Source organism: Paenibacillus sp. FSL P4-0176, from assembly GCF_037975265.1.
Classification (GTDB): domain Bacteria; phylum Bacillota; class Bacilli; order Paenibacillales; family Paenibacillaceae; genus Paenibacillus; species Paenibacillus amylolyticus.
Genome location: NZ_CP150242.1, coordinates 3,459,071 through 3,480,399 on the forward strand (window position 1 = coordinate 3,459,071; position 21,329 = coordinate 3,480,399).

Annotated in this window: 18 protein-coding genes; 16 read left to right on the top strand and 2 right to left on the bottom strand. The window is 42.7% G+C overall.

Translation table 11 applies throughout. The features are described 5' to 3' along the window. Positions 1 to 5 precede the first annotated feature (5 nt). The gene (locus MKY95_RS15745; RefSeq protein ID WP_076317893.1) at positions 6 to 1,148 is read right to left on the bottom strand and encodes a glycosyl hydrolase family 8; all 1,143 of its coding nucleotides are present in this window, start codon (positions 1,146 to 1,148) and stop codon (positions 6 to 8) included. 288 nt (positions 1,149 to 1,436) lie between these two features. Between MKY95_RS15745 and MKY95_RS15750 the strand changes: the two genes are divergently transcribed. From MKY95_RS15750 to MKY95_RS15815, 14 genes are all read left to right on the top strand, one after another. Beyond that, complete coding sequence (locus MKY95_RS15750) at positions 1,437 to 2,720, top strand: SGNH/GDSL hydrolase family protein (protein ID WP_076317892.1); 1,284 nt, start codon at positions 1,437 to 1,439, stop codon at positions 2,718 to 2,720. Positions 2,721 to 2,761: 41 nt separating this feature from the next. Continuing rightward, a complete protein-coding gene (locus tag MKY95_RS15755) occupies positions 2,762 to 3,535 on the top strand; it encodes an alpha/beta hydrolase-fold protein (protein ID WP_076253046.1) in 774 nt (257 codons plus the stop codon). Positions 3,536 to 3,606: 71 nt separating this feature from the next. Next, positions 3,607 to 4,242 (top strand): glycoside hydrolase family 11 protein, encoded by a 636-nt coding sequence (locus MKY95_RS15760; protein WP_036615877.1) that lies wholly within the window; start codon positions 3,607 to 3,609, stop codon positions 4,240 to 4,242. 133 nt (positions 4,243 to 4,375) lie between these two features. Continuing rightward, on the top strand, positions 4,376 to 5,215 hold the full coding sequence (locus tag MKY95_RS15765) for an SUMF1/EgtB/PvdO family nonheme iron enzyme (protein ID WP_036671125.1): 840 nt from the start codon (positions 4,376 to 4,378) through the stop codon (positions 5,213 to 5,215). 350 nt (positions 5,216 to 5,565) lie between these two features. After that, positions 5,566 to 6,681 (top strand): helix-turn-helix domain-containing protein, encoded by a 1,116-nt coding sequence (locus MKY95_RS15770; RefSeq protein WP_076253047.1) that lies wholly within the window; start codon positions 5,566 to 5,568, stop codon positions 6,679 to 6,681. 4 nt (positions 6,682 to 6,685) lie between these two features. Beyond that, the gene (locus MKY95_RS15775) at positions 6,686 to 8,467 is read left to right on the top strand and encodes a sensor histidine kinase (RefSeq protein ID WP_076253048.1); all 1,782 of its coding nucleotides are present in this window, start codon (positions 6,686 to 6,688) and stop codon (positions 8,465 to 8,467) included. Positions 8,468 to 8,480: 13 nt separating this feature from the next. Beyond that, positions 8,481 to 10,022 carry a response regulator gene (locus MKY95_RS15780; protein WP_076253049.1) on the top strand — a complete coding sequence of 514 codons (1,542 nt, stop codon included), beginning with the start codon at positions 8,481 to 8,483 and terminating at the stop codon, positions 10,020 to 10,022. 139 nt (positions 10,023 to 10,161) lie between these two features. Next, the gene (locus tag MKY95_RS15785) at positions 10,162 to 11,817 is read left to right on the top strand and encodes an extracellular solute-binding protein (RefSeq protein WP_036671131.1); all 1,656 of its coding nucleotides are present in this window, start codon (positions 10,162 to 10,164) and stop codon (positions 11,815 to 11,817) included. A 112-nt stretch (positions 11,818 to 11,929) separates the two neighbouring features. Beyond that, positions 11,930 to 12,895 carry an ABC transporter permease subunit gene (locus MKY95_RS15790; protein WP_036615861.1) on the top strand — a complete coding sequence of 322 codons (966 nt, stop codon included), beginning with the start codon at positions 11,930 to 11,932 and terminating at the stop codon, positions 12,893 to 12,895. 12 nt (positions 12,896 to 12,907) lie between these two features. Continuing rightward, complete coding sequence (locus tag MKY95_RS15795; RefSeq protein WP_017688457.1) at positions 12,908 to 13,810, top strand: carbohydrate ABC transporter permease; 903 nt, start codon at positions 12,908 to 12,910, stop codon at positions 13,808 to 13,810. A gap of 282 nt (positions 13,811 to 14,092) precedes the next feature. Further along, positions 14,093 to 14,467 carry a response regulator gene (locus MKY95_RS15800; protein ID WP_036615858.1) on the top strand — a complete coding sequence of 125 codons (375 nt, stop codon included), beginning with the start codon at positions 14,093 to 14,095 and terminating at the stop codon, positions 14,465 to 14,467. Further along, positions 14,457 to 15,092: a chemotaxis protein CheC gene (locus tag MKY95_RS15805; protein ID WP_036615855.1), complete on the top strand. Its 636-nt coding sequence runs from the start codon at positions 14,457 to 14,459 to the stop codon at positions 15,090 to 15,092. Before MKY95_RS15800 ends, MKY95_RS15805 begins: the two co-directional genes overlap by 11 nt. Further along, complete coding sequence (locus tag MKY95_RS15810; protein WP_036615852.1) at positions 15,085 to 16,047, top strand: sensor domain-containing diguanylate cyclase; 963 nt, start codon at positions 15,085 to 15,087, stop codon at positions 16,045 to 16,047. The genes MKY95_RS15805 and MKY95_RS15810 overlap by 8 nt, the downstream gene beginning before the upstream one ends. Before the next feature lie 1,233 nt (positions 16,048 to 17,280). After that, positions 17,281 to 18,078, top strand: coding sequence for a peptidase (locus MKY95_RS15815; protein ID WP_076317890.1), 798 nt, complete (start codon positions 17,281 to 17,283; stop codon positions 18,076 to 18,078). A 72-nt stretch (positions 18,079 to 18,150) separates the two neighbouring features. Here MKY95_RS15815 and MKY95_RS15820 read toward each other — a convergent pair whose 3' ends face one another. Then, positions 18,151 to 18,495, bottom strand: coding sequence for a helix-turn-helix domain-containing protein (locus MKY95_RS15820; RefSeq protein WP_074095086.1), 345 nt, complete (start codon positions 18,493 to 18,495; stop codon positions 18,151 to 18,153). A gap of 266 nt (positions 18,496 to 18,761) precedes the next feature. Between MKY95_RS15820 and MKY95_RS15825 the strand changes: the two genes are divergently transcribed. Together MKY95_RS15825 and MKY95_RS15830 are read left to right on the top strand one after the other, a co-directional pair. Beyond that, a complete protein-coding gene (locus tag MKY95_RS15825; protein WP_076317889.1) occupies positions 18,762 to 19,865 on the top strand; it encodes a Gfo/Idh/MocA family oxidoreductase in 1,104 nt (367 codons plus the stop codon). A gap of 116 nt (positions 19,866 to 19,981) precedes the next feature. Further along, positions 19,982 to 21,328, top strand: coding sequence for an NtaA/DmoA family FMN-dependent monooxygenase (locus MKY95_RS15830; RefSeq protein ID WP_076317888.1), 1,347 nt, complete (start codon positions 19,982 to 19,984; stop codon positions 21,326 to 21,328). The last annotated feature ends 1 nt before the right edge of the window (position 21,329 follow it).

Here is a 21,329-nt window from a genome sequence, read left to right on the forward strand (position 1 = left end):
TTAGTTTAGTACATGCGATATCTTCCGCTTAGAGCGAGCATGCTGAAAAAATACAGGCAATTGTCGTAATAACGTCGCTCTCCCTGACGCAAAGGTGTGTTCCAGAACTTGCGAACGAATGTGTCAGCATGTGGACCGTCCGCAGCCAGTGAAGCCATGGCATTGGTAGCCAGCAAACCTACAGGATGCAGTGAAGGTTCGTCGAAAGGTTCACCTTCTATTGTATACCGACGATAATCGGACATTTCAATATCACTGAAGAAGGATTGAATCCGATTGGATTGTTCGATCTGCCAGTGATCCCTGCGGAACCATTCCCAGTCCAGCGCTATATTTGCAGCAACACGGTAGGCATCACTGTAAAAATGTCTGAAATCACCATGCGGCTGTATTGGAGCCGGAGAGCCGTCATAGTTCGCATATTCAGGTGATAATCCGGTTACGGGATGGCAGGCTGTATGAAGGTAAGCACGACTAGCGGCCGCCGCTTCTTTCCAGAAGCGCTGATCTTCTTCATCCGCATATTTCGCGAATAGCTCATAAAAATGAGGCAGATGGTAGGATGGGTCGCTAAACGGTGTTTCTGGTATGAATTTGATCAGTTTTGTTTCCGGGTCCCACATGGGATCGCCTTCGCCGTCTTCGCCTTGATGTATACATGCACGAAGGATTTTGCGGGCTTGTGCCTTGTAATCATAAGGTTCAGCCCCATCGCCCCAGCGGTTGGATGCAAAAAAAAGCGCCATGGCAAAAAACTCCTCACCATCAGGAGCAGGACCTTGTGAGAGTTGGGTTCCGTCAGGCTTGCAATGCCAGGCAAAATAATCTTTATAACGTCCCGCTTTATGTTGCATAAACGTGTGTGAGAAATTCCAGAGTCGATCAAATTCCTCCTTTTTGTCCATCTGAACAGCCATCATCATGCCATAGGACATGCCTTCGGAGCGAACATCGAGATTACCGGTGTCCAGCAAATAACCCTTGTCCTCACCCATAGGGTAATATATTCGAGTATTTTTATCGCCATAAAACAGCTCGTTCCATGTTTCTTCCAATCTGTTCGTAATCTCATTCTTATCGTAGCCTAGCTTCAAGAACAGATTTGTATATGTACCCGTATCCCACGCGCCTTGACCCGTGATATTCATGAGTATCCTCCTTTATCAATGCGGTTTTTCAAAATTATATCATGGAAATAGTATACAAATTAAAGCGTTTACATGAAAAATTATAGGTGTTCTGATCTGCATGTCATTGTACTCAAATTAAAATGATATATTGGTTAAAATCCTATACTTTGTCAGGTTGTTGTAAAATTATGTAAGGGATACACTTTGGGAGAAGGATCACATCTGATCTAATAATACAAGCTGTGATTCTTTAAAAGTTGTTTGAGGATGGTCAGAATCTAAACCGGAAGGATGTGATGATGATTTATGCTCCAGGATTCAGGAGATGCAGGTGAAAACACGGAATTCACTGCACCGCGCGATCCAGTTGGAGTGACAGCGTCGGCAGTCAAGCCCGCAATTGATTTTGAGTCACCTAGATATCGCGACATGATTGGCCGATCTCTTCTGAACAAAGGAAATAATGTCAGATTAAAACGAGCCATTGAGAAGGCAAAAAACGGCGAACCTGTCGTTATCGCTTATATTGGAGGCTCCATTACCCATGGTGCTGGTGCAGTACCTATTCATCTCCAAAGTTACGCTTATCGGTCGTATGAGTCGTTCAAGTTTATGTTTGCGCTTTCAAAAGATAGTTCGATTCATCTGATTAAAGCAGGTGTGGGTGGAACTCCTTCAGAACTGGGGATTGTACGTTATGATCGTGATGTGCTGAGGGGAGGTGCCGTTCAGCCGGATATTGTCATAATCGAATTCGCAGTCAATGACGCAGATGATGAAACCCAAGGTAAATGTTACGAGAGTCTGGTACTCAAAGCACTTACTGCCGATAACAAGCCAGCGGTCATCTTGTTATTCAGTGTATTCGAAAATGACTGGAATCTACAGGATCGTCTCGCTCCGGTAGGCTGGCATTATGATCTGCCAATGGTAAGTGTGAAAGATGCTGTCGTAGATCAGTTCAATAAGACAAAAGGTGAAGGCAACGTTATTTCCAAAAAGCAATTTTTCCATGATATATATCATCCAACTAACATAGGGCATCGAATTATGGCCGATTGTTTGGAATATTTGTTCGACGTGACGAATCGTTCTGAGTGGGATGAGAAAGATCATCATATTGAAAAAGCTCCGCTAATTGGGAATGAATTTGTTAATGTGAAGCTGTTGGATCGGAAAAATGGCAATCATATTGCCCGAATCGATGCAGGCTCTTTTTGTAAAACGGACACGGATCTGCAGATGGCTGAGATGGATGCTCATGACTATGGTACACCTCAGTTCCCCAACAACTGGATGCGTACAGGAGAGGGAAAAGAGGATAAGAGTAGCTTTCGGATAAGTTTGCAGTGCAAACGCCTCATTCTGATCTTCAAGGATTCTGGTAACGATGAATTCGGAACTGCACATATCAAGGTAGATGGGGTATTTGTCCAAAAAGTCGATCCGCGTCAAGTGAACTGGACCCATTGCCATGCCACACTTCTGCTTAACGAAGAGCATGTGGGGGAGCACTCCATCGAGATCGAAATGGCGGAAGGCCATGAACATAAATGCTTCACTATTCTGGGTTTTGGCTATGTGGATTAACTGAAGACTGATAGTCACTCATATGTTCGGAGGAAAAGAGAATGGAATTGATCTCACCAGCAGTAACGGGATATGACCAGTATCGGGAGAATATACCACGTGGAGTCATGGAGACGGTAGAGTATCCTTCCACCACGGTTGGCAATTCCCGTAAAGCGATGGTGTACACCCCACCAGAATTTTCTTCGACAACGATGTATCCTGTACTTTTTCTTTTGCATGGTATTGGCGGAGACGAAACCGAATGGCATACTCATGGATCTCCGCAAATTATTCTCGATAATCTGTACAACGATAATATGCTTGAACCGATGGTTATTGTTTTCCCCAACGGTCGCGCAATGTCGAATGATCGAGCCGTAGGAGACCTGTTTGAACCTGAGAAAATCAAAGCATTTAAACGGTTCGAATCCGATCTGCTCAACGATTTGATACCTTACATGGAGTCGAACTACCCTTTGCATAAAAGCCGGGATAAAAGGGCGATTGCTGGTTTATCCATGGGTGGAGGTCAATCCTTAAATATCGGATTAAATAATCTAGACCATTTTGCATGGATCGGTGCTTTCTCTGCAGCCCCAAACACCAGAAGTCCGGAGCTACTTGTCCCTGATCTTTCGAAAGCGCCTTCATTACTCTCGCTGTTATGGATCTCTTGCGGTGAACAGGACAATCTTATAGAGATTAGTCTTGGGGTTCACCAATATTTGGCGCAACACGGAGTACCTCACATTTGGCATGAGGAAAGTGGAGGACATGATTGGCCCGTGTGGAAGAACGATTTGTATCTGTTTTCGCAACGTCTTTTCAAATGAATTTGCTGAAGAACATTCATATCGGATTGTAGCATCAACCAAATCTATTAAAATATCAGGAGGTATAATCTATGTTTAAATTTAGCAAAAAATTGTTAACCGTTGTTCTTGCAGCTTCCATGAGTTTTGGTGTCTTCGCAGCCACATCGAGCGCAGCAACAGATTATTGGCAAAATTGGACAGATGGTGGAGGAACGGTCAACGCCGTGAATGGATCGGGCGGGAATTACAGCGTGAATTGGCAAAATACCGGGAACTTTGTTGTCGGGAAAGGGTGGACATACGGTACGCCTAATCGAGTGGTCAATTATAATGCCGGCGTATTCTCTCCTTCAGGTAACGGCTATCTCACCTTCTATGGTTGGACTAGAAACGCTCTAATTGAATATTACGTGGTGGATAGCTGGGGAACGTATCGTCCTACCGGAACGTATAAGGGCTCGATGACTAGTGATGGCGGCACATATGACATCTATACAACGATGAGATACAATGCACCTTCCATTGATGGTACTCAGACTTTCCCTCAGTATTGGAGTGTTAGACAGACCAAGAAACCAATCGGAGTCAATTCTACCATCACGTTCAGTAATCATGTGAATGCATGGGCGAGCAAAGGGATGTACTTAGGCAACAGCTGGTCCTATCAGGTGATGGCAACGGAAGGTTATCAAAGTAGCGGAAGCGCAAACGTGACGGTTTGGTAAAAATGATGTGATGCAGTTCAACTTCTGCACCTGCATTTGAAATTCAATTTTCCGGTAGCGTTGAGTAACGTTATTCTCCAGACTAACGGACCTCGACGTTGCCGGATTTAAGCTAGTAAAGGAGAATAATTGAATGAAGAAGCTGGTATGGTTAACTTTAATCGCTATAGTTGTTAGTCTAAGTGCTTGTTCAGCAAGTAATACGAAATTAAGCGATGACTTGGTATTCGTCGAAGGAGGAGCCTTCAAGAGCAGTAAGCCGAGTCAGATCGATAGGAATGAAACGCTGGATTCCTTCTATATTGGCAAATACGAAGTAACTCAAAAAGAATGGATGGAGGTTATGGGGGAAAACCCTTCTGGCTTCAAGGGAGATGACCTGCCTGTTGAAATGGTCAGCTGGTATGACGCAGTGGAATACTGTAATCAAAAAAGTATAAAAGAAAACCTGAAACCTTATTACAATATAGATAAAGACAACCAGGACACGAATAATCACAATGAAAATGACACTATAAAATGGAATGTAACGATCAACGAGGACGCCAACGGTTACCGTTTACCCACAGAGGCAGAATGGGAATACGCTGCAAGCGGAGGTCAAAAGAGCTTAAATTACACATACAGCGGAAGTAACAATCCTGATGAAGTGGCTTGGTACTGGGTAAATGCCGGCGAGAACATTCTGACGGGTGACTGGAGCTGGCCCGCTATTGAGAGCAATCGTAATCAAACCAAAAAAGTCGGAACTCAGAAGGCGAATGAGTTAGGAATCTATGATATGTCTGGGAATGTGAGAGAATGGTGCTGGGACTGGTACAGCGATTCGGAGAGTCCAAATCAAACTTGGCGAGTTGTGAAAGGCGGAGGCTGGATCGGCGGTGTCAATAACAATGAAATATCATTTCGAGGCAAATTTGATGCAAATGGTTTTGGTCCCGATCAAGGATTCCGTATTGTGCGTGGAGAATGAAAACTCTTTTTCCTGGAAATAGATTACTTCTGAGCTAAACCTATACTTTGTCGGGTGAAAACCTATAGTTTAACAGGTTGTTGTACCAAAATGTAAGCGTTACACTTGAATTGTTATCCCGGCGCTTCGCTAAAATCGGAGCGTTCTTATAGTACAGTCCGATGGAACCATGTTCTATGTTATTGATAAATGACGATGAGACTGGTAGAAATTTTGTTCTCCAAAGTTGTGCGAGCAGACAACAATCCTGCTGTTGTTCTGCTGTTTAGCGTTTTCAGAACAACTGGAATCTACCTATTGATATAGATAAAATACATGCAGCTGATCAAGGATAAAAGTGAGGTGAGCTAATGTACAAGGTCATTGTCGCGGATGATGAGCCGTTTATGCTAGAAGGATGGAGAACAATGATTGACTGGCGAGCTTGTGGATATGAACTCTGCGGAACGGCAACAGATGGGGAGGAAGCACTTGCTTTATTTAACTCGGTTGAACCGGATCTTGTCGTCACGGATATTCAAATGCCTGTTATGGATGGTCTTGGTTTGATTCACACCTTGCGAGAAGATCTCGCCTATACCTCTAAAATTGTTATCGTTACAGGATACTCCGATTTTAATTACGCGAAGCAAGCCATACGGTATCAGGTCGATCAGTACGTGCTTAAACCTCTTGTTCCCGAGGAGATTCATCAAATCCTTATGGACATGATTGAACCTCTGGACAAACGCAGAAATGAGCAAAAACAGCAAAATGGAGTCACGGTTACAGATGAAGCCTATGAGAATCATCTTAATGAATATCGAATAAGCGAAGAATATGATTTAGAGCAAATGATGAACATCTCCAAAGAGATCTTGGCGTTGATTGAAGCAGAAAATACGTATTCTATCGATATTGCAGTGAGTGCACTGTTAGAGAAAAGTGAGAAAGCAGAGGTTTCGTTGGAATGGATACATCATGTCATCCGATATATCCATGGGGAGTTGCTACGTAAATATGGAAAAAGAGAGGGTTGCAGAGAAATACTATGTGAAAAAGATTGGCATGAGGCTGCGAGTTGGTCTTCCGGCACATTGCAAGACCTGTGTGTTCGACTGTCCAAGCAACTTTCCCAGTCTGAATTGAAGCAAAAGACGGGTACGGGAGGGCTGGTTGCAGAAGCAGTGAATGAATTGAAGCAGCACTATCGAAGTAAAATTAAATTACAGGATGTAGCTAATCGTATTCACGTGAATTCTGCCTACCTGGGTCAACAGTTCAAGCGGGAGATGGGGGTCAGTTTCAGTGACTATGTGCACCAGCTTCGTGTTGAGGAGGCCCGTAAACTCCTGCGACGTACCAATATGAAGATCACTGACATTGCATTCAGGCTAGGATATCATGATGCTGAATATTTCACCCAAAAGTTCAGAGCGCATACAGGGGAGCTTCCGTCAGTCTATAAAAACAAAAACCAAGGGTGATTATATGCGTCATAAATTCTGGATGTTCAGTAAGGTTAATGATATTCCTCTCCGATCCAAATTTCTGCTTATTTATGTACTTAGTATTCTCCTTCCTGTAATAACGATTAATATCTTCTTTTATGAACGAACCTCTGCGGATATCAAGATTAGAGAACAGGAAAATCTACGTAAATCCATCGACAGGGCTGCGGGGGAACTGCTAGGCATGATTGATGAGAGCGTTGCCCTGAGCCGAATTATTGCAGCAGACGATTCGCTCTATGAGGCACTGGATCGGACCTATCACTCCCCCGTGGATTATTACAACGTCTACCATGCATTCCTGCGAGATAAATTAACACGGTACATGTCAGCGAATATTCTGGAGGTGCGTATCTATACGGATAACGATACCATTCAGACGGGCAGTCATTATATCGTGATGAAAGACAAGAATGTACTCCCTGGATTGAAACAGCTGAAATCCACCAGTGGAGGCATTCTTGTCGTTGATTATATTGAGCCATCCGGATTTAACGCGGGAAGAAGAATCAGTGTGATTGGCAAAATGGATACCTATACTTCCTATGCCAATTACAACAAGTATTCCAAGATTGATCTGGAACTTAGCCGGGTGTACAGCATTTTAAATCGTGAATCAGACAGTCTTCAGCTGCGACTGGTGGACAGCAACAATCGAACTGTCGTTTCAAGTGGGGAGTTCAGCGAAACCGATTTATCCCCCCTTGATAATGAATCAATGCTCAAGGAATCTGGAGATTCTGCTTACACGCTCGAAAAATCGTTGGGGAATCTAGCCTACCTAAAGGGTTGGAAATTGATTGGAGTTGCCGATACGCGTCACCTTGACCACCTTTTGCAAGAAGCGTTTAAATCAATTCTGGGGTTGCTGGCATTAAGTATCGTGGTCCCCTCTGTATTGATCTACATTATTTTGCGTTCCTACCACTATCGGATTCGCAAGTTATCCAGACATATGGAGAAGGTTCGTAACGAACGATTCGATCTGATTGAAATTCACGAAGGCCGCGACGAAATTGGCGGGCTTATTCGTACATTTAACATCATGATTGGTAAAATTCATACGCTGATTAATGACGTATATAAACTGGAAATCCGCCAAAAAGATCTGGAGCTGGATCAAGTGAGGACTGAATTGTCCATGCTCCAGAGTCAGATGAATCCCCATTTTTTATTTAACACATTGAATGCCTTGCTAGTCGTTAGTACGAAGAATGGATATACGGAAGTAATTGAGATTATTAAAAGTCTGTCCAAACTGATGCGACAGTTGCTCAGTCATTCTGACAATCTGATTCCTTTGCAAGAAGAGCTGCAATTTACGAATCTTTATCTCCAGATTGAGAAGTTTCGCTTTGGAGAACTGTTTGATTACACCTTCGAGGTTGATCCTGATGCAGCTTCGTTGCTCATTCCCAGAATGAGTATTCAACCGCTTGTCGAAAATGCCTGCAAACACGGCTTGCAGGCGCGAAAAAATGGAAGACAGATCAAGATAACGGCGAGTCGAAACGCTTCTGAACTGGTTATTCAGGTGATCGATAATGGAATCGGTATGGATGCAGGGAGATTAACCGAGCTCCTGCGAGATATTCGTTCTGAAAGACCCAGGAACGGCGAGCATGTAGGACTCCGCAATGTCTACCGCAGGTTGGAACTCTTTTATGAAGGAAATGCGATATTTGATCTAAGCAGTGTACCTGGAAAGGAAACCATTGCAGGGTACCGTATACCGATCTCCAAGCTGGAACAGAGGAAATAGGAGGTAAACTCTCATGTATAAAGTATTGTTAGTCGATGATGAACCTTATGCCATTGAAGGGTTACAGCTTCTGATCAATTGGGAAAAGTATGGTTTCGAAATCAGAGGCGTGTGCGCCAACGGTGAGGAAGCCATTCGGATGATGGAACAAGATCGACCTGATCTCGTGGTGACAGACATTCGTATGCCTGTGATGAATGGGCTGGAACTTGTAGAAGAAGCACGACGATTGGAACATGAGTCTGTGCTGTTTGTCATCACGAGTGGATACAGTGACTTTAATTATGCCAGACAAGCTATTCGATTAGGTGTCTCCAACTATCTAACCAAACCGGTTGACAGTACAGAAGCAGAGGATATGTTGGTCCGTCTCCGTATGCAATTGCAGGAGCGTGAAACCCAGGAGCGTATAAGGGAACATGCAAACGAGCAAAGGATCAAAGCGTTTTTGTCCGCACTGATTAAGGATAAGCAAAATATATCGGAGGAGGAGATGTCAGAGATACGTCCTCGTTTGAACAAGTCCCATTGGGCATACCTGCGGATAGCCTTTCAGGGAGATATTCAGGAAGTCTGTTCAGTAGTCGAACAAACGGCTGAAGAAACAACTTGCTGTTATGTGATAGACAGAACAAGAGACTCATTGGGGCTTGTATGGGGGGAGGAAACGAATAATAGAAATGAGACGTTTGAAGCAATTAAAGCTTTTACCCAGCGTTTGATGAATAATATGCAACATAACGGCTGCGGAGATATTCATATCGCGGTTGGATTAACGGTCAACAAACTGGAGCATTTATCTGAATCCTTCCGCTCCGCTCAGGAAGTTGGGCGTTATTTGTTTTTTAATCAAGAGCATCTTTTGTTTGCCGAAGATATTCAGCTGGAGAATTGGCAGTTTGATCCGGAAACGCTGTCAGAGGTGGACCATATTTGCGATTTGCTTGAAAACGGTTCTGTGGAGGACCTCTCGTCTGCGATTCGGAGTGCTTTTGAACTGTTTGTACAGATGAAGGCTGCGCCAGAGATTGTACATATTTTCTCTACCCATATTATATTCCGCGGATTGTCCCTGTGCAGAGAATTAGGAGGAGAACCTAATGCTCTAATGAACGAATTGGCGAGCGGAATTCTGGAGAAGGGCCATCGAAATATAGAAGAGGTTGCTAACAATCTGGAACATTTCTGTTTACAATGCAAGTCAGCACTGGCAATTTTCCGGGAGAGGCAAATGGGTGGCATCCAGGCGACGGTTGCTGAATATGTGCAGATGCATTACAGGGAGACATTTACGATCCAGGAGCTCGCAGAACGATTCTACGTGAATCCTGTCCATTTAGGGCAATCCTTTTTGCGAAAGTATGGTAAGGGTGTAATCGAGGTAGTACATGATCTAAGAATGGAAGAAGCGAAGCGTCTGCTCCAGCAGACGAATCAAACATCCAGTGCGATTGCGGAGCAAGTAGGGTACCGCAGTTACCAGCATTTTCTCAGACACTTCGAAAAACGAACAGCCATGAAACCAGTAGAATACAGGCAAAAGTATGCGAATTGATCCATGAAAAAGAAGAACCCCTCCTGAATAAGACCTACAATTACAGGGGGGTAGACCTTAAATGTATATATTTTGTAACCGCATACATTTCTTCATACTAAAAACAGTAAGACATACCACTTCCAAGGAGGGCAAGTACATGGGGGGACTTAAGAAAAAGAAGCTTTGGGGTTCCGTATCACTCGTTCTGGCTTTGAGTTTGGCACTGGCAGGATGCAGCGGTGACAATGAGAAAGCGACTACAAAGGATGGGAAAGAGGTACTGAACATCTCGGCCTTTATCGGAACGCCAAATCAGGCGCCAGCTAAAGATAACCGAATCTACAAGAAGATTCAGGATGAACTCGGCGTTAATCTTGAGATGGAGTTTCTAGTAGGTGATCTTCAACAGAAGTTGGGCGTTATGATTGCCGGGGGCGATTTCCCGGATCTGATCACAGCAGACACCAAGTTGGTCTCAGCGGGTGCGGTTATTCCGCTCGAAGATCTCATTGAAGAGCATGCACCTAATCTGAAGAAACATTTCGGTAAAGACTGGAACCGGATGAAAGATTCCAGTGACGGACATATTTACTGGTTGCCTAACTATGGAGTGTATACAGGAGAGTTCATTAGTAACTATTATTCTGGTCCTGCATTCTGGATCCAAAAGTCCATACTGAAGGATGCCGGGTACCCAACTCCTAAAACGTTGGATGATTTCACAAAGTTGGTCCGTGATTATGCAGCCAAGAATCCAACTATTGATGGTCAACCAACGATTGGTTTCACTACATTGGCTTCAGACTGGCGGACGTTCCCTTTGCTTAACCCACCTGAACATCTTACGGGTCACCCCAACGACGGGGGCGTAGTCGTAGATGATAGTGGAGTCGCAACCGTTTTTGCCGACAAAGATATCTCCAAACGGTATTATAAGGAACTAAACAATCTGTACAACGAGGGATTGCTGGATAAAGAAGCCTTTGTTCAGAACTACGATCAATATCTGGCCAAAATTTCTTCGGGACGTGTGCTTAGTATGTTCGACCAGCACTGGAATTTCCAAGCCGGCGAAGACCCACTCGTAGCACAGGGGAAAATTGGCCAGACATACGTAGGCTTCCCGCTTGTCTATGATACAAGTATCACAGATCATTATCTGGATCGTCCGGTCATTAACTTGAACAATGGTTTTGGTATCAGTAAAGATGCCGAAGACCCTGTCGCACTCATCAAATTCCTCGATAAGCTTATGGACGAGAAGTACCAGAAGCTCTTGTCATGGGGTGAAGAGGGTGTAGACTATCAAGTGAATGAAGAGGGAAGATTCTATCGTACACCAGAGCAACGGACAGAGCAGGATGATCCAGCATGGAGATTGGTTAACAAAGCTGAAGGTTTCTACGCTGCTGCACCGAAGCTTGAAGGAACATTTGAAGATGGCAATGCAATTGGAGCGATCAACCAACCTGAGGAATTCTATGACAACCTCAAACCGGAAGATAAAGAACTTCTGGATGCATACGGCTTCAAAACGTGGAGTGACTTCTTCTCTCCTGCACCAGAAAATCCAGTGTACTATCCAGCATGGCAGGTCGATCTGAAAGAAGGCTCTGATGCTGCGGTAGCGAACAAACAAATGACAGACACTTCATTGAAATTCTTGCCTAAAGCAATCATGTCAAAACCGAATGAGTTCGATAACATTTGGACTGAATATGTAGACGCTTACAAGAAGATCGATGTTAAATCCTATGAAGATCGAATTAATGATCAACTGAAATGGAGAATCGAGAACTGGTCTGTTAAATAAAAAAATGCGGCAATGATTCTCTCGGAAGGTATCAACCAAAGGATTACTCAGGCGAGTGCCTTCCGGGGACATCATCCTTAAAGTCGCTGCAAGCCAATAGGAGGAGTGAAAGATGGCGAACACGCCTGGAGCCATACCAGAGCAAACCACCAGTACAGTCGTTCCCAAAGCACCACTGTTAAAACGATTGCGCGGACAAAGACAACTCATGTTCATGTCATTGCCCATCGTTGCGTACATTCTCGTATTCTCGTATTATCCCATTTGGGGCTGGGTTATGGCCTTTCAGAATTACAGTCCTGCGAAGAGTTTCACGCAGCAGGAATGGGTCGGGCTCAAACACTTTAAGTTTTTGTTAACAGACGATGCATTTCTTAACGTGCTTCGTAATACCATTGCGATGAGCGTCATCAATATGGTGCTCGGATTTGCGACAGCAATTATATTTGCCATTTTACTTAATGAGATCAAACATAAGTTATATAAACGAACCATTCAAACAATATCGTATTTACCTCACTTTCTCTCATGGATTATTGTGACAGGTATCGTAGCAAGTTCACTATCTGTAGATGGTGGGATTGTGAATGTGGTACTCATGAAGCTGCATATCATTCAAGAACCTATCATGTGGCTTAGCGTTCCGGAATACTTCTGGGGCATTGTAGGCGCATCCCATGTATGGAAAGAAGTTGGCTGGAATGCCATTATTTATTTGGCGGCCATCACGTCTATCGATCCTTCCCTCTATGAAGCGGCAGAGATTGATGGTGCGAACCGATATAAGAAAATGCTGTATGTGACCTTACCCGGAATCAAATCCATTGTTATCATTTTGCTGATCATGAATATGGGCTGGATTTTGGAAGCTGGATTCGAGGTTCAGTATCTGTTAGGTAATGGTGTGGTTGTCGACTGGTCACAGACGATAGATATATTTGTCCTGAAATACGGACTACAGATCGGGAATTATTCTTTGGCTACTGCGGCAGGTATCTTCAAAACAGTAGTTAGTATCACGCTGATCTTTGCGGCGAATTCAATTTCCAAACGGCTCGGGGAAGACCGATTAATATAAGGGGGACTAGAGATGGGAATCAATAAATCTCGGCTTGAACCGATTGTCTTCCATACGTTAAATGGTATACTGATGATCGCAATCGCGATTGTTACCCTGTATCCGTTTGTGAATACACTCGCCGTATCTTTCAATGCCGGTAATGACACCATCCGGGGTGGGATTTATCTGTGGCCTCGGGTATGGACAGATCAAAACTACAGAGCAGTATTTGCAGGAGGGACCATCTTCAGCGCCTTTGGTATATCTGTGGCGAGAACGGTTTTGGGAACAGTTTTAAGTCTATTCTTAACCTCCATGCTGGCTTACACACTAAGCCGAAAAGATTATATATTACGAAAGCCCATTACCATTACAGTTGTTCTTACAATGTATTTTAGTGCAGGTCTTATTCCAACTTACTTCCTAATGAAAGATTTGCATTTGTTAAACAACTTCCTGGTGTACATTATTCCTGGGCTGATCAGTGCATTTAATATGATTGTTATTCGAACCTATATCCAGACACTACCCGAGGGATTGATCGAATCCGCCAAAATTGATGGTGCTGGAGATTTCAGAACATTCATTTCCATTATTCTACCGCTGTGCCAACCGGTTCTCGCTACTGTTGCACTGTTCATTGCAGTCGGTCAATGGAATTCTTGGTTTGATACGTTTCTGTATGCATCTTCCAAACAAAACCTGAGCACGCTGCAATATGAGTTGATGAAACTATTATCATCTTCTATGAATTCCAACAGCAGTGCAGCCGTTGCCAATGGTGCAGATCTTGGTGCTGCGCGTAACATGGTCACACCTGTATCTATTCGGGCAGCGATTACGATTGTTGCCGCATTACCCATCTTAGTTGTATATCCATTTTTGCAGAAGTATTTCGTTCATGGCTTGCAGCTTGGAGGGGTAAAAGAGTAAACTTAATGCAGTTCCAGATAACCGATCAAAAACGGTCACTAGGTGACCGTTTTTTTATGTTTTTTAAACGGCGGACCTTAGTATGTCAATTGCACACGAATCGAACTTATTCAATAATGTTGTTGACAATTAAATTAAAGTTACTATAATTTATATTTACTTGATTCACCAGTCAGTCTCTTTTCAGGGTGCCACTGCGCGCGAAAGCCCTATATCAAGAACTGTCCACAGCGCCTGACCATCCCGAGCTCTTACCATTTTATCAAGGAGACTGAAGAGAAAATGAAAGTATTAATCGTGGAAGACTCCATTTTCGTACAGAAATTACTTACAAAGCTGATTGTTGATCATATTCCAGAATGCGAGATTCAGATTGCTAACAATGGAGAGCAAGGATACAACCTATTCAAGGAATTTCAACCTGATTTTATAACCACCGACCTGCTGATGCCTGGTTTGAACGGACAAGAAATGCTTCGAATGATTCGAGAAACGGATAGCAATGTCAAAATTATTATCTTATCTGCAGATATTCAGAAGACAACTAGGGATGAAGTTGAAATGTTAGGCATTTCTGGTTTTTTGAATAAACCGTTAACCGCAGAGAAGGCAACTACCATGATTCAACTGATTCAGGCGGCCTATCATGCTGAATGATTTACAGAAGGATTTGCTTACTGAACTAGTGAACGTTTACGTGGGACAAGCGGCTAACATGTTGTCAGAGATTGTAGACAAGCGTATCGTTTTGAATATTCCGGAAGTGGAACTAATCTCCATATCCGATGTTGATCCTGGAGATCGAAGATACAATATTTTCTTTAGTGAAGGTCACCTGTTTAGGTCATCTTTACAGTTTGGATACGAATTTCAGGGAAAAGCATTTCTGATGTTTCCTGTTGAGCAGGCTAAAGTATTGGCAAACATCTGTCTTGGAGAACTGGGTGAGAGCGTTATATCGAACGATCCGAACCTGATGGACACGGATTTGGACGTTTTGAAGGAAGTTAGCAATGTCCTGCTTAACGCCATTATTGGAGAATTCGGTAACTTCCTGGAGATCAAACTGGAATACGTCCTGCCTGATATTGAACTGATCTATGTCACCAATTCCGATCAACAAATATTGCTTCAGAATGAAGTTTATGTCCTGGTTTTACATACCTCGTTTTTACTTGCCGATACGGATGTGACAGGTATCATTGTCATAGCACTGAGTATGAACTCCATATCGAGCCTGCTGGCCAAAATGGACGCTTTGTTGGAGGCGGGCAATGGATAATCTTATTTCACAAGCTTTGAACAAAGCCCATATGGGAATAATGATCGTGGACAGGCATTTAAAAATTGTTGTGTGGAATGCCTGGTTGGAGCGCTTTACTGGCAAGAATGTAGAAGAGGTAGTAGGCTTGAATCTGCTTGAGATCTGCCCACGGTTTAAGTCGAACATGTATTTAAATATTTTGCAAAATGCGCTGTATCATGGACAGAGCAGATTTTGCTCAAGCGCTTTACATAAGGCGTTCATTCTTCCTAATGAAGGAGAGGATGAACAATTATTCAGACAAAATATGCATGTTGAACCGCTCTATCATGAAGATCGGAGTTACGCCCTTATTCAGATTACTGACATGACTAACACCAATACCAGGGTATATAAACTTAAAAATCTGATCAAAGAACTGGAGACGGAGTACGCCAAAATCAAAATCTCCGAGAAAATCAGCAAGCATTTGTCTTTGCATGATCCACTTACCGGTCTGCCTAATCGTCTTGCTTATAATGACCGTCTTGCCTGGGCCATCAGTAATGCCAAAAGAAACCATAACAAACTAGCCGTCATGTTTGTGGATGCTGATGGGTTTAAACAAGTGAATGATACATATGGACACCATGTTGGCGATCAAGTGTTGCTGGAAATGGCAAAGCGATTAAGTGAAACAATTCCAAGTGCGGACACTGTAGCTCGGCTTGGCGGGGACGAATTCATCATTTTAAGCCATCTGAAAGATGATCACGATGCTGAAGTCATCGCCAAAAGATTGGAAGCTGCATTCAGTACCCATTTCAAAATTGCCGGAAACTATATCAACCTTTCGATGAGTATTGGTATCAGCCTATTTCCCAAGCATGGACAGGAGCCTTCCGAACTTCTGAGACATGCGGATGGAGCTATGTACAAGATTAAAAAGAATGGCAAGAATGGTTACGGAATTTATGAACCTGAAAATGCTTAAGAAATCTAAAAATGTCTTTTAATAAAGTTGCTATAATAGCAACTTTATTTGTCTATACAATTAACATAAGAAAAAATACATTTTTTCTATGAATAATATTTTTTTACATATGAAGATGAGAGAGTAGTTATTGAGTAATGTAGTAATCATTCAGCCAGTAATACTTATAAAGGAGTGTGCATATTGAATGTAATAGATGGGTCGATAATCGTACTTTTGCTGTTCAGTTTCTATATTCTATTACTGTACGGAATGCCGATTATCTTAATCATAGTGGGGTATTTCATATTTAAAGGGTACAAGAAGCGCAGGGGTGTGAAGACGAACGATAAGTCGGTGGCTCCTGATGGTCAGCAAGCTACTATTAAACCATAGATTAATGTTGATACCACGATATTGAGCGGGACCAGAGTAAGGCCCGATTGAGAGCCGCTATATTAGCGGCTTTTTTGGATTTTAAATAAGAAGAAGTCTGAAAGAGGCGATAGTCAGAACAGTACCAAAAGCAAGGAGAAAAACGCCTCTAAACTTGATGCCCATCATATCGTATTCATGAAGTTCATCCTTCGTACGATTAAAAGGCCATGAATTAGGTCGTCTCAGTGCTCTAACCCCAAAGAATAAACCAATCATTCCAAGCAACAGAAAGAAAAAGAAGAAAAACATATCATCCCCCCTTTAACAAAGATAAGTAATATGGAAACCTATTGATTTGCCTATGCTGGCTGAGAATACATACTTTATGAAGGGTTACGTGGTTTGAACATTTTGTAGAAGATCAAACTGTATACATACGCCATAACCATAGGTTTAAAATACGAAGCGTAAGACCAGATGATGTACCATCTATTAAAATACCACACTTTTCCGTAATCTTTGGCGATCCACTCTACAATAGTCAATATGAGAGCTGATACAACTGCTACTAACCATGGATGTGCTCGATGCCTGTTAATATAATATATCATAAGACATCCAGCCATAAGGAAGAGACCCACATCGAATGGCAGAGCTGAAAAGGAGCGATTCGTGAATTACGGAGCAAGGTGTCAAAAATATGTCTTTGATGTTAAGGCAAGAAAACTAGCGAATCTATTTCAAAAAAACTGGAACAGTGCTATGATATAAAAGGAAAATAAATCTAATTATTACAATAAATTTAATATATTTACAGAGAGGGATTAAAGATTGAAACTATAATCCAAATATTTTTTATTATGAGGAGGATAAACTATGAATAAGAGAAAAACGAAGAAAGTTAGTACGGTAATGATTTGTATTCTATCGTTATTTTTGGCATCTTCAACAGTCCTGGCTAATACTGCATCTTCACCGTATAGTACACCCAAAATTAAGGGACACACGTACACTTTCACATCTGAAGTATGGACTCGAAATTTCACTACAGGTACGACTGCTGAAGCCGTTGCATCAGTGAAGGCTTCAGCAAGTGTTCCAAATGGATATATGGGAGCTATGGCTAGATTGTACACATCTGGCGGAAGCTTAACAGCTTCAAGTTCCATGACATATAATACGTCGAAAACCTCTAGTTTTTTTGTCTACTCTCCAAGAATAACGACTAAAACGACGTATTATGCTCAGAACGTTGGTGAATTCTATAATGGGAATGGATACACTCGTTATACTGGATACAAATCGCCAAACTTAAAGTTATCGAACGTAAATTCATCAAATGTTTTATTTGAAAACAACACTGAAACATCGGAAACGATTCACGAATTATTGCTTCAAACTAAATATGATGTCAATTCACAGGGCGATACCTATGGCTCAGCATTATCTGAACCAATCATTGGGGTTGAACCCGATTTGATTGCTGCAATTGGCACCAATGGAATCGAGGGTTATCTAAAAGCTGAAGATCTTACACCTAAAATCACTACCATCGAAGAAGTCTTGGCACAAACACAAGTGAATGGTACTGTTCGAACGATTCATTTGTATGATGTAGAAGGAGACAATATTATTGGAGAATTTGATGTAGTTACTGATTATAAAGTAGAATAGAAATTTTTCAGAGTAAAAGAGCCGCTAAATTGCGGCTTTTTTGGGTTAAGCTATCCATTTCAATTAAGTTGCTTAGCCGTATTCTTTTCCAAAGTCCTCCATCTTTTCAAGGATCGGTAGTAACTTCATTCCCTTGTCTGTTAACGAATACTCAACTCGCGGAGGAACTTCCGGATATACATCACGTTGAATAACACCATCATTCTCCAACTCTTTAAGCTGCTTTGTAAGGGAGCCTTGAGACAGATCTCCAAGGAATTTTTTGATATCCGTATATCGCCGTGTTTCGTCTTTTAGGTACCATAAGATAAAATATTTCCAACGCCCAGAAAGGACATTCTGAGTAAAAGCTATGGCGTACATGTCACTTTTTCCATCTATAAACTCTTGTTCAAAACCTTCGTTGCAAACTCTCATTCATATCACTCCTGATCCAAAGGTACATAAAGATGTACTATGTTCATTTAAATTGCCCTCTTTGCTAATAAAACAAATACACCTATGATGGTGTCAACACCAAAACAATTTTAGTTTACCTAAAGTATGAAAGAATAATTAATGTTATCTCGATTGAATAGTTAGCAAGCTAAATAAATATATCATAGAAATGAGTGACTGATAAGGGCTGGAGACAAACTGATATTCGATCATACTGTAAATTTTAACAAGGGAGATGTTTAACAATGAGCAAAAAAATTCGTACAGGTATCATAGGGGCATCCATTAATAACGGGTGGGCGAGTGGAACACATATTCCAGCTATTCAGCATTTGGATGAGTTCGAGCTTACAGCGGTTGGGACAAGTAATATGGTGAGTGCAAAGGCAAGCGCAGAAGCTTTCTATGCAGATCACGGCTTTGACAATATGAAGGAGTTGGCTCAGCATCCTGATGTGGATATGGTTGTTGTCAGTATTAATGTCAAGGAACATTATAACGCCGTTAAAGCCGTCGTGCCTGCTGGCAAACCAATCTATTGTGAATGGCCACTGGGGTCGAATACAGAGGAAGCGCTTGAAATGCAGGAATGGATAGCGTCCGCACAACTGCCAAATGCGATTGGATTACAGGCAAGACAAGCCCCGGCCGTTCAATATGTAAAAGATATATTGGCAGAAGGTTATGTCGGTAAAGTGTTGTCTGCCAACCTGAAGATCTCCATTGATGGCATGGGTGGCGTTGGTGATAAGTCGAGTGCGTACTTGTTTGATCGGAAAGTTGGAGGGAACTTGCTGACCATTGTAGGTGGACATAATCTGGATGCCTTCACTTTCATGCTTGGGGACTTTACAGAATTGTCTGCCACCACAGCTCAACAGTTTTCAGAAGTTGAATTGGTAGATATTCAGAAAGTCATCAAGAAAACAACGGATGATCAGATCATGATTACAGGGAAATTGACTAATGGGGCAGCAGCCAGCGTTCATATTCAAGGTGGAGTCAAACATCAGACAGGACTCACACTTGAAATTTTCGGAGACAATGGCACGATTGTTCTGAGCGCTCCTGCATCCATTCAATTCGGATCACACCATTTACGCGGTGCAGGATCTACGGACAACGAGCTTTGTGAACTACCCATTCCCGATGCCTATTACTCGGCTCCACATTCTCTATATAACGACTCCGGAATTGTTCTGAACATGGCTCAGGCTTATCGTAAGTTTGCCAAAGATATTCAAGAAGGTACTACCTTAGCACCTAATTTCGCGGATGCGGTGAAACTTCATCAGTTACTGGATGCCGTCGAGAAATCAGCCCAGACCGGTGAACGTCAATATCTATAACCCTCACTAAACGGAACAAAATCTGATCCATCCATATACTTAGCATGCTAAATATATTCACGCTATAGTAAGGGCACAAATATCTGTGCCTGTCCAGAACGAAGGAGAAAATCGTTATGAAAAAAAGAAGTGAAATGCAACTGGCTTTACAGATGGTTTCGGGTTATGGTGCCGAATTTAGCGCATGGAGAATGCCTGGCACGGATCCTGCAGCTTACACCAATATGGATAGTTATGTAGAACGGGCTAAATTAGCTGAACAAGGAAAGTTTCAAATGATTTTCATCGCTGACACTCCAGCATTATCCAATAATTTAGGCCCACAGACGCCTATGTTTCCTATGGACCCCATGTTGGCACTGATGGCAGTAGCAAGAGAGACACAACACATTGGGCTTGTGGCTACACTCTCTACAACATTTAACTATCCCTATAACATTGCACGTCAGTTCAAAGCACTGGATGTTATCAGTCATGGACGTGTGGGATGGAATGCGGTTACCACATCCGACCCCCTAGCGGCGGCTAATTTCGGTGCCCGGGTTGAAAATCGCCAAGAACGCTATGACAAGGCACATGAAAGCATACAAATTGTTCAGGCCTTGTGGGGGAGTTGGGAGCCAGACGCTTGGACGTTAGATGTAGAAGTAGGGGAATTTGCGGATATGGACAAAATCCAGCCTATTAACCTTCAGGGTCAATATTATGCATCTCGTGGTCCTTTGCCCATTCCGCCCTCTGAGCAAGGGCAGCCAGTGATTTTCCAGGCAGGGGGAGGAGGTGAAGGATTAGAATTAGCTGGGAAATATGCTTCCGGAGTGTACGCCAATCCTTATGATATTACTTCTGCCCTGGAACACAGACAAGCGATAAGGCAAAGTGCTGCCCGTTTTGGTCGAAACCCCAATGATATCAAAATGTTTGCTGGTTTTATGTTTTCTCTGGCTTCAACGGAGGAAGAAGCTCTGGATCGTCGGAAACAGCTTATGAGCTTTAACCCCCAGGAAATCCCCAGCAGGGTAAGTTACCTCGGATCCATGGTTGGTTTACCCTTATCGGTAAACTCCGTAGATATAGATCAACCTTTAGCGGCAGACTTGTTGAAAAATGCATATGCCAACCCCATGGACCCACGTTCTCCGAGAGCCTTAAAGTTATTAAAAGAAGGACTCTCTGTAAGGGATGTTCTCGCTCACGGGGTCATCAACTATCATCCGGTTGTTGCAGGCACCCCGACACAGGTTGCTGACTTCTTGGAAGAATGGTTTTTGGCTGAAGCATGTGACGGATTCTCAGTCGTGCCCGATGTATCTTTTGATGGCGTTGCAGATTTTGTGAATCAGGTAGTACCTATCTTGCAGGAACGCGGTTTGTTCCATAAGGAATATGAAGGAAAAACACTACGCGAGAATATGGGCGTTCCTTACGAATACGGATTGCAGGAACATGGAATCAACGAATAAA

Coding starts and splice junctions, on each gene's coding strand:
- MKY95_RS15745 (WP_076317893.1), bottom strand. CDS start 1,148: ATGAATATCACGGGTCAAGGCGCGTGGGATACGGGTACATATACAAAT.
- MKY95_RS15750 (WP_076317892.1), top strand. CDS start 1,437: ATGCTCCAGGATTCAGGAGATGCAGGTGAAAACACGGAATTCACTGCA.
- MKY95_RS15755 (WP_076253046.1), top strand. CDS start 2,762: ATGGAATTGATCTCACCAGCAGTAACGGGATATGACCAGTATCGGGAG.
- MKY95_RS15760 (WP_036615877.1), top strand. CDS start 3,607: ATGTTTAAATTTAGCAAAAAATTGTTAACCGTTGTTCTTGCAGCTTCC.
- MKY95_RS15765 (WP_036671125.1), top strand. CDS start 4,376: ATGAAGAAGCTGGTATGGTTAACTTTAATCGCTATAGTTGTTAGTCTA.
- MKY95_RS15770 (WP_076253047.1), top strand. CDS start 5,566: ATGTACAAGGTCATTGTCGCGGATGATGAGCCGTTTATGCTAGAAGGA.
- MKY95_RS15775 (WP_076253048.1), top strand. CDS start 6,686: ATGCGTCATAAATTCTGGATGTTCAGTAAGGTTAATGATATTCCTCTC.
- MKY95_RS15780 (WP_076253049.1), top strand. CDS start 8,481: ATGTATAAAGTATTGTTAGTCGATGATGAACCTTATGCCATTGAAGGG.
- MKY95_RS15785 (WP_036671131.1), top strand. CDS start 10,162: ATGGGGGGACTTAAGAAAAAGAAGCTTTGGGGTTCCGTATCACTCGTT.
- MKY95_RS15790 (WP_036615861.1), top strand. CDS start 11,930: ATGGCGAACACGCCTGGAGCCATACCAGAGCAAACCACCAGTACAGTC.
- MKY95_RS15795 (WP_017688457.1), top strand. CDS start 12,908: ATGGGAATCAATAAATCTCGGCTTGAACCGATTGTCTTCCATACGTTA.
- MKY95_RS15800 (WP_036615858.1), top strand. CDS start 14,093: ATGAAAGTATTAATCGTGGAAGACTCCATTTTCGTACAGAAATTACTT.
- MKY95_RS15805 (WP_036615855.1), top strand. CDS start 14,457: ATGCTGAATGATTTACAGAAGGATTTGCTTACTGAACTAGTGAACGTT.
- MKY95_RS15810 (WP_036615852.1), top strand. CDS start 15,085: ATGGATAATCTTATTTCACAAGCTTTGAACAAAGCCCATATGGGAATA.
- MKY95_RS15815 (WP_076317890.1), top strand. CDS start 17,281: ATGAATAAGAGAAAAACGAAGAAAGTTAGTACGGTAATGATTTGTATT.
- MKY95_RS15820 (WP_074095086.1), bottom strand. CDS start 18,495: ATGAGAGTTTGCAACGAAGGTTTTGAACAAGAGTTTATAGATGGAAAA.
- MKY95_RS15825 (WP_076317889.1), top strand. CDS start 18,762: ATGAGCAAAAAAATTCGTACAGGTATCATAGGGGCATCCATTAATAAC.
- MKY95_RS15830 (WP_076317888.1), top strand. CDS start 19,982: ATGAAAAAAAGAAGTGAAATGCAACTGGCTTTACAGATGGTTTCGGGT.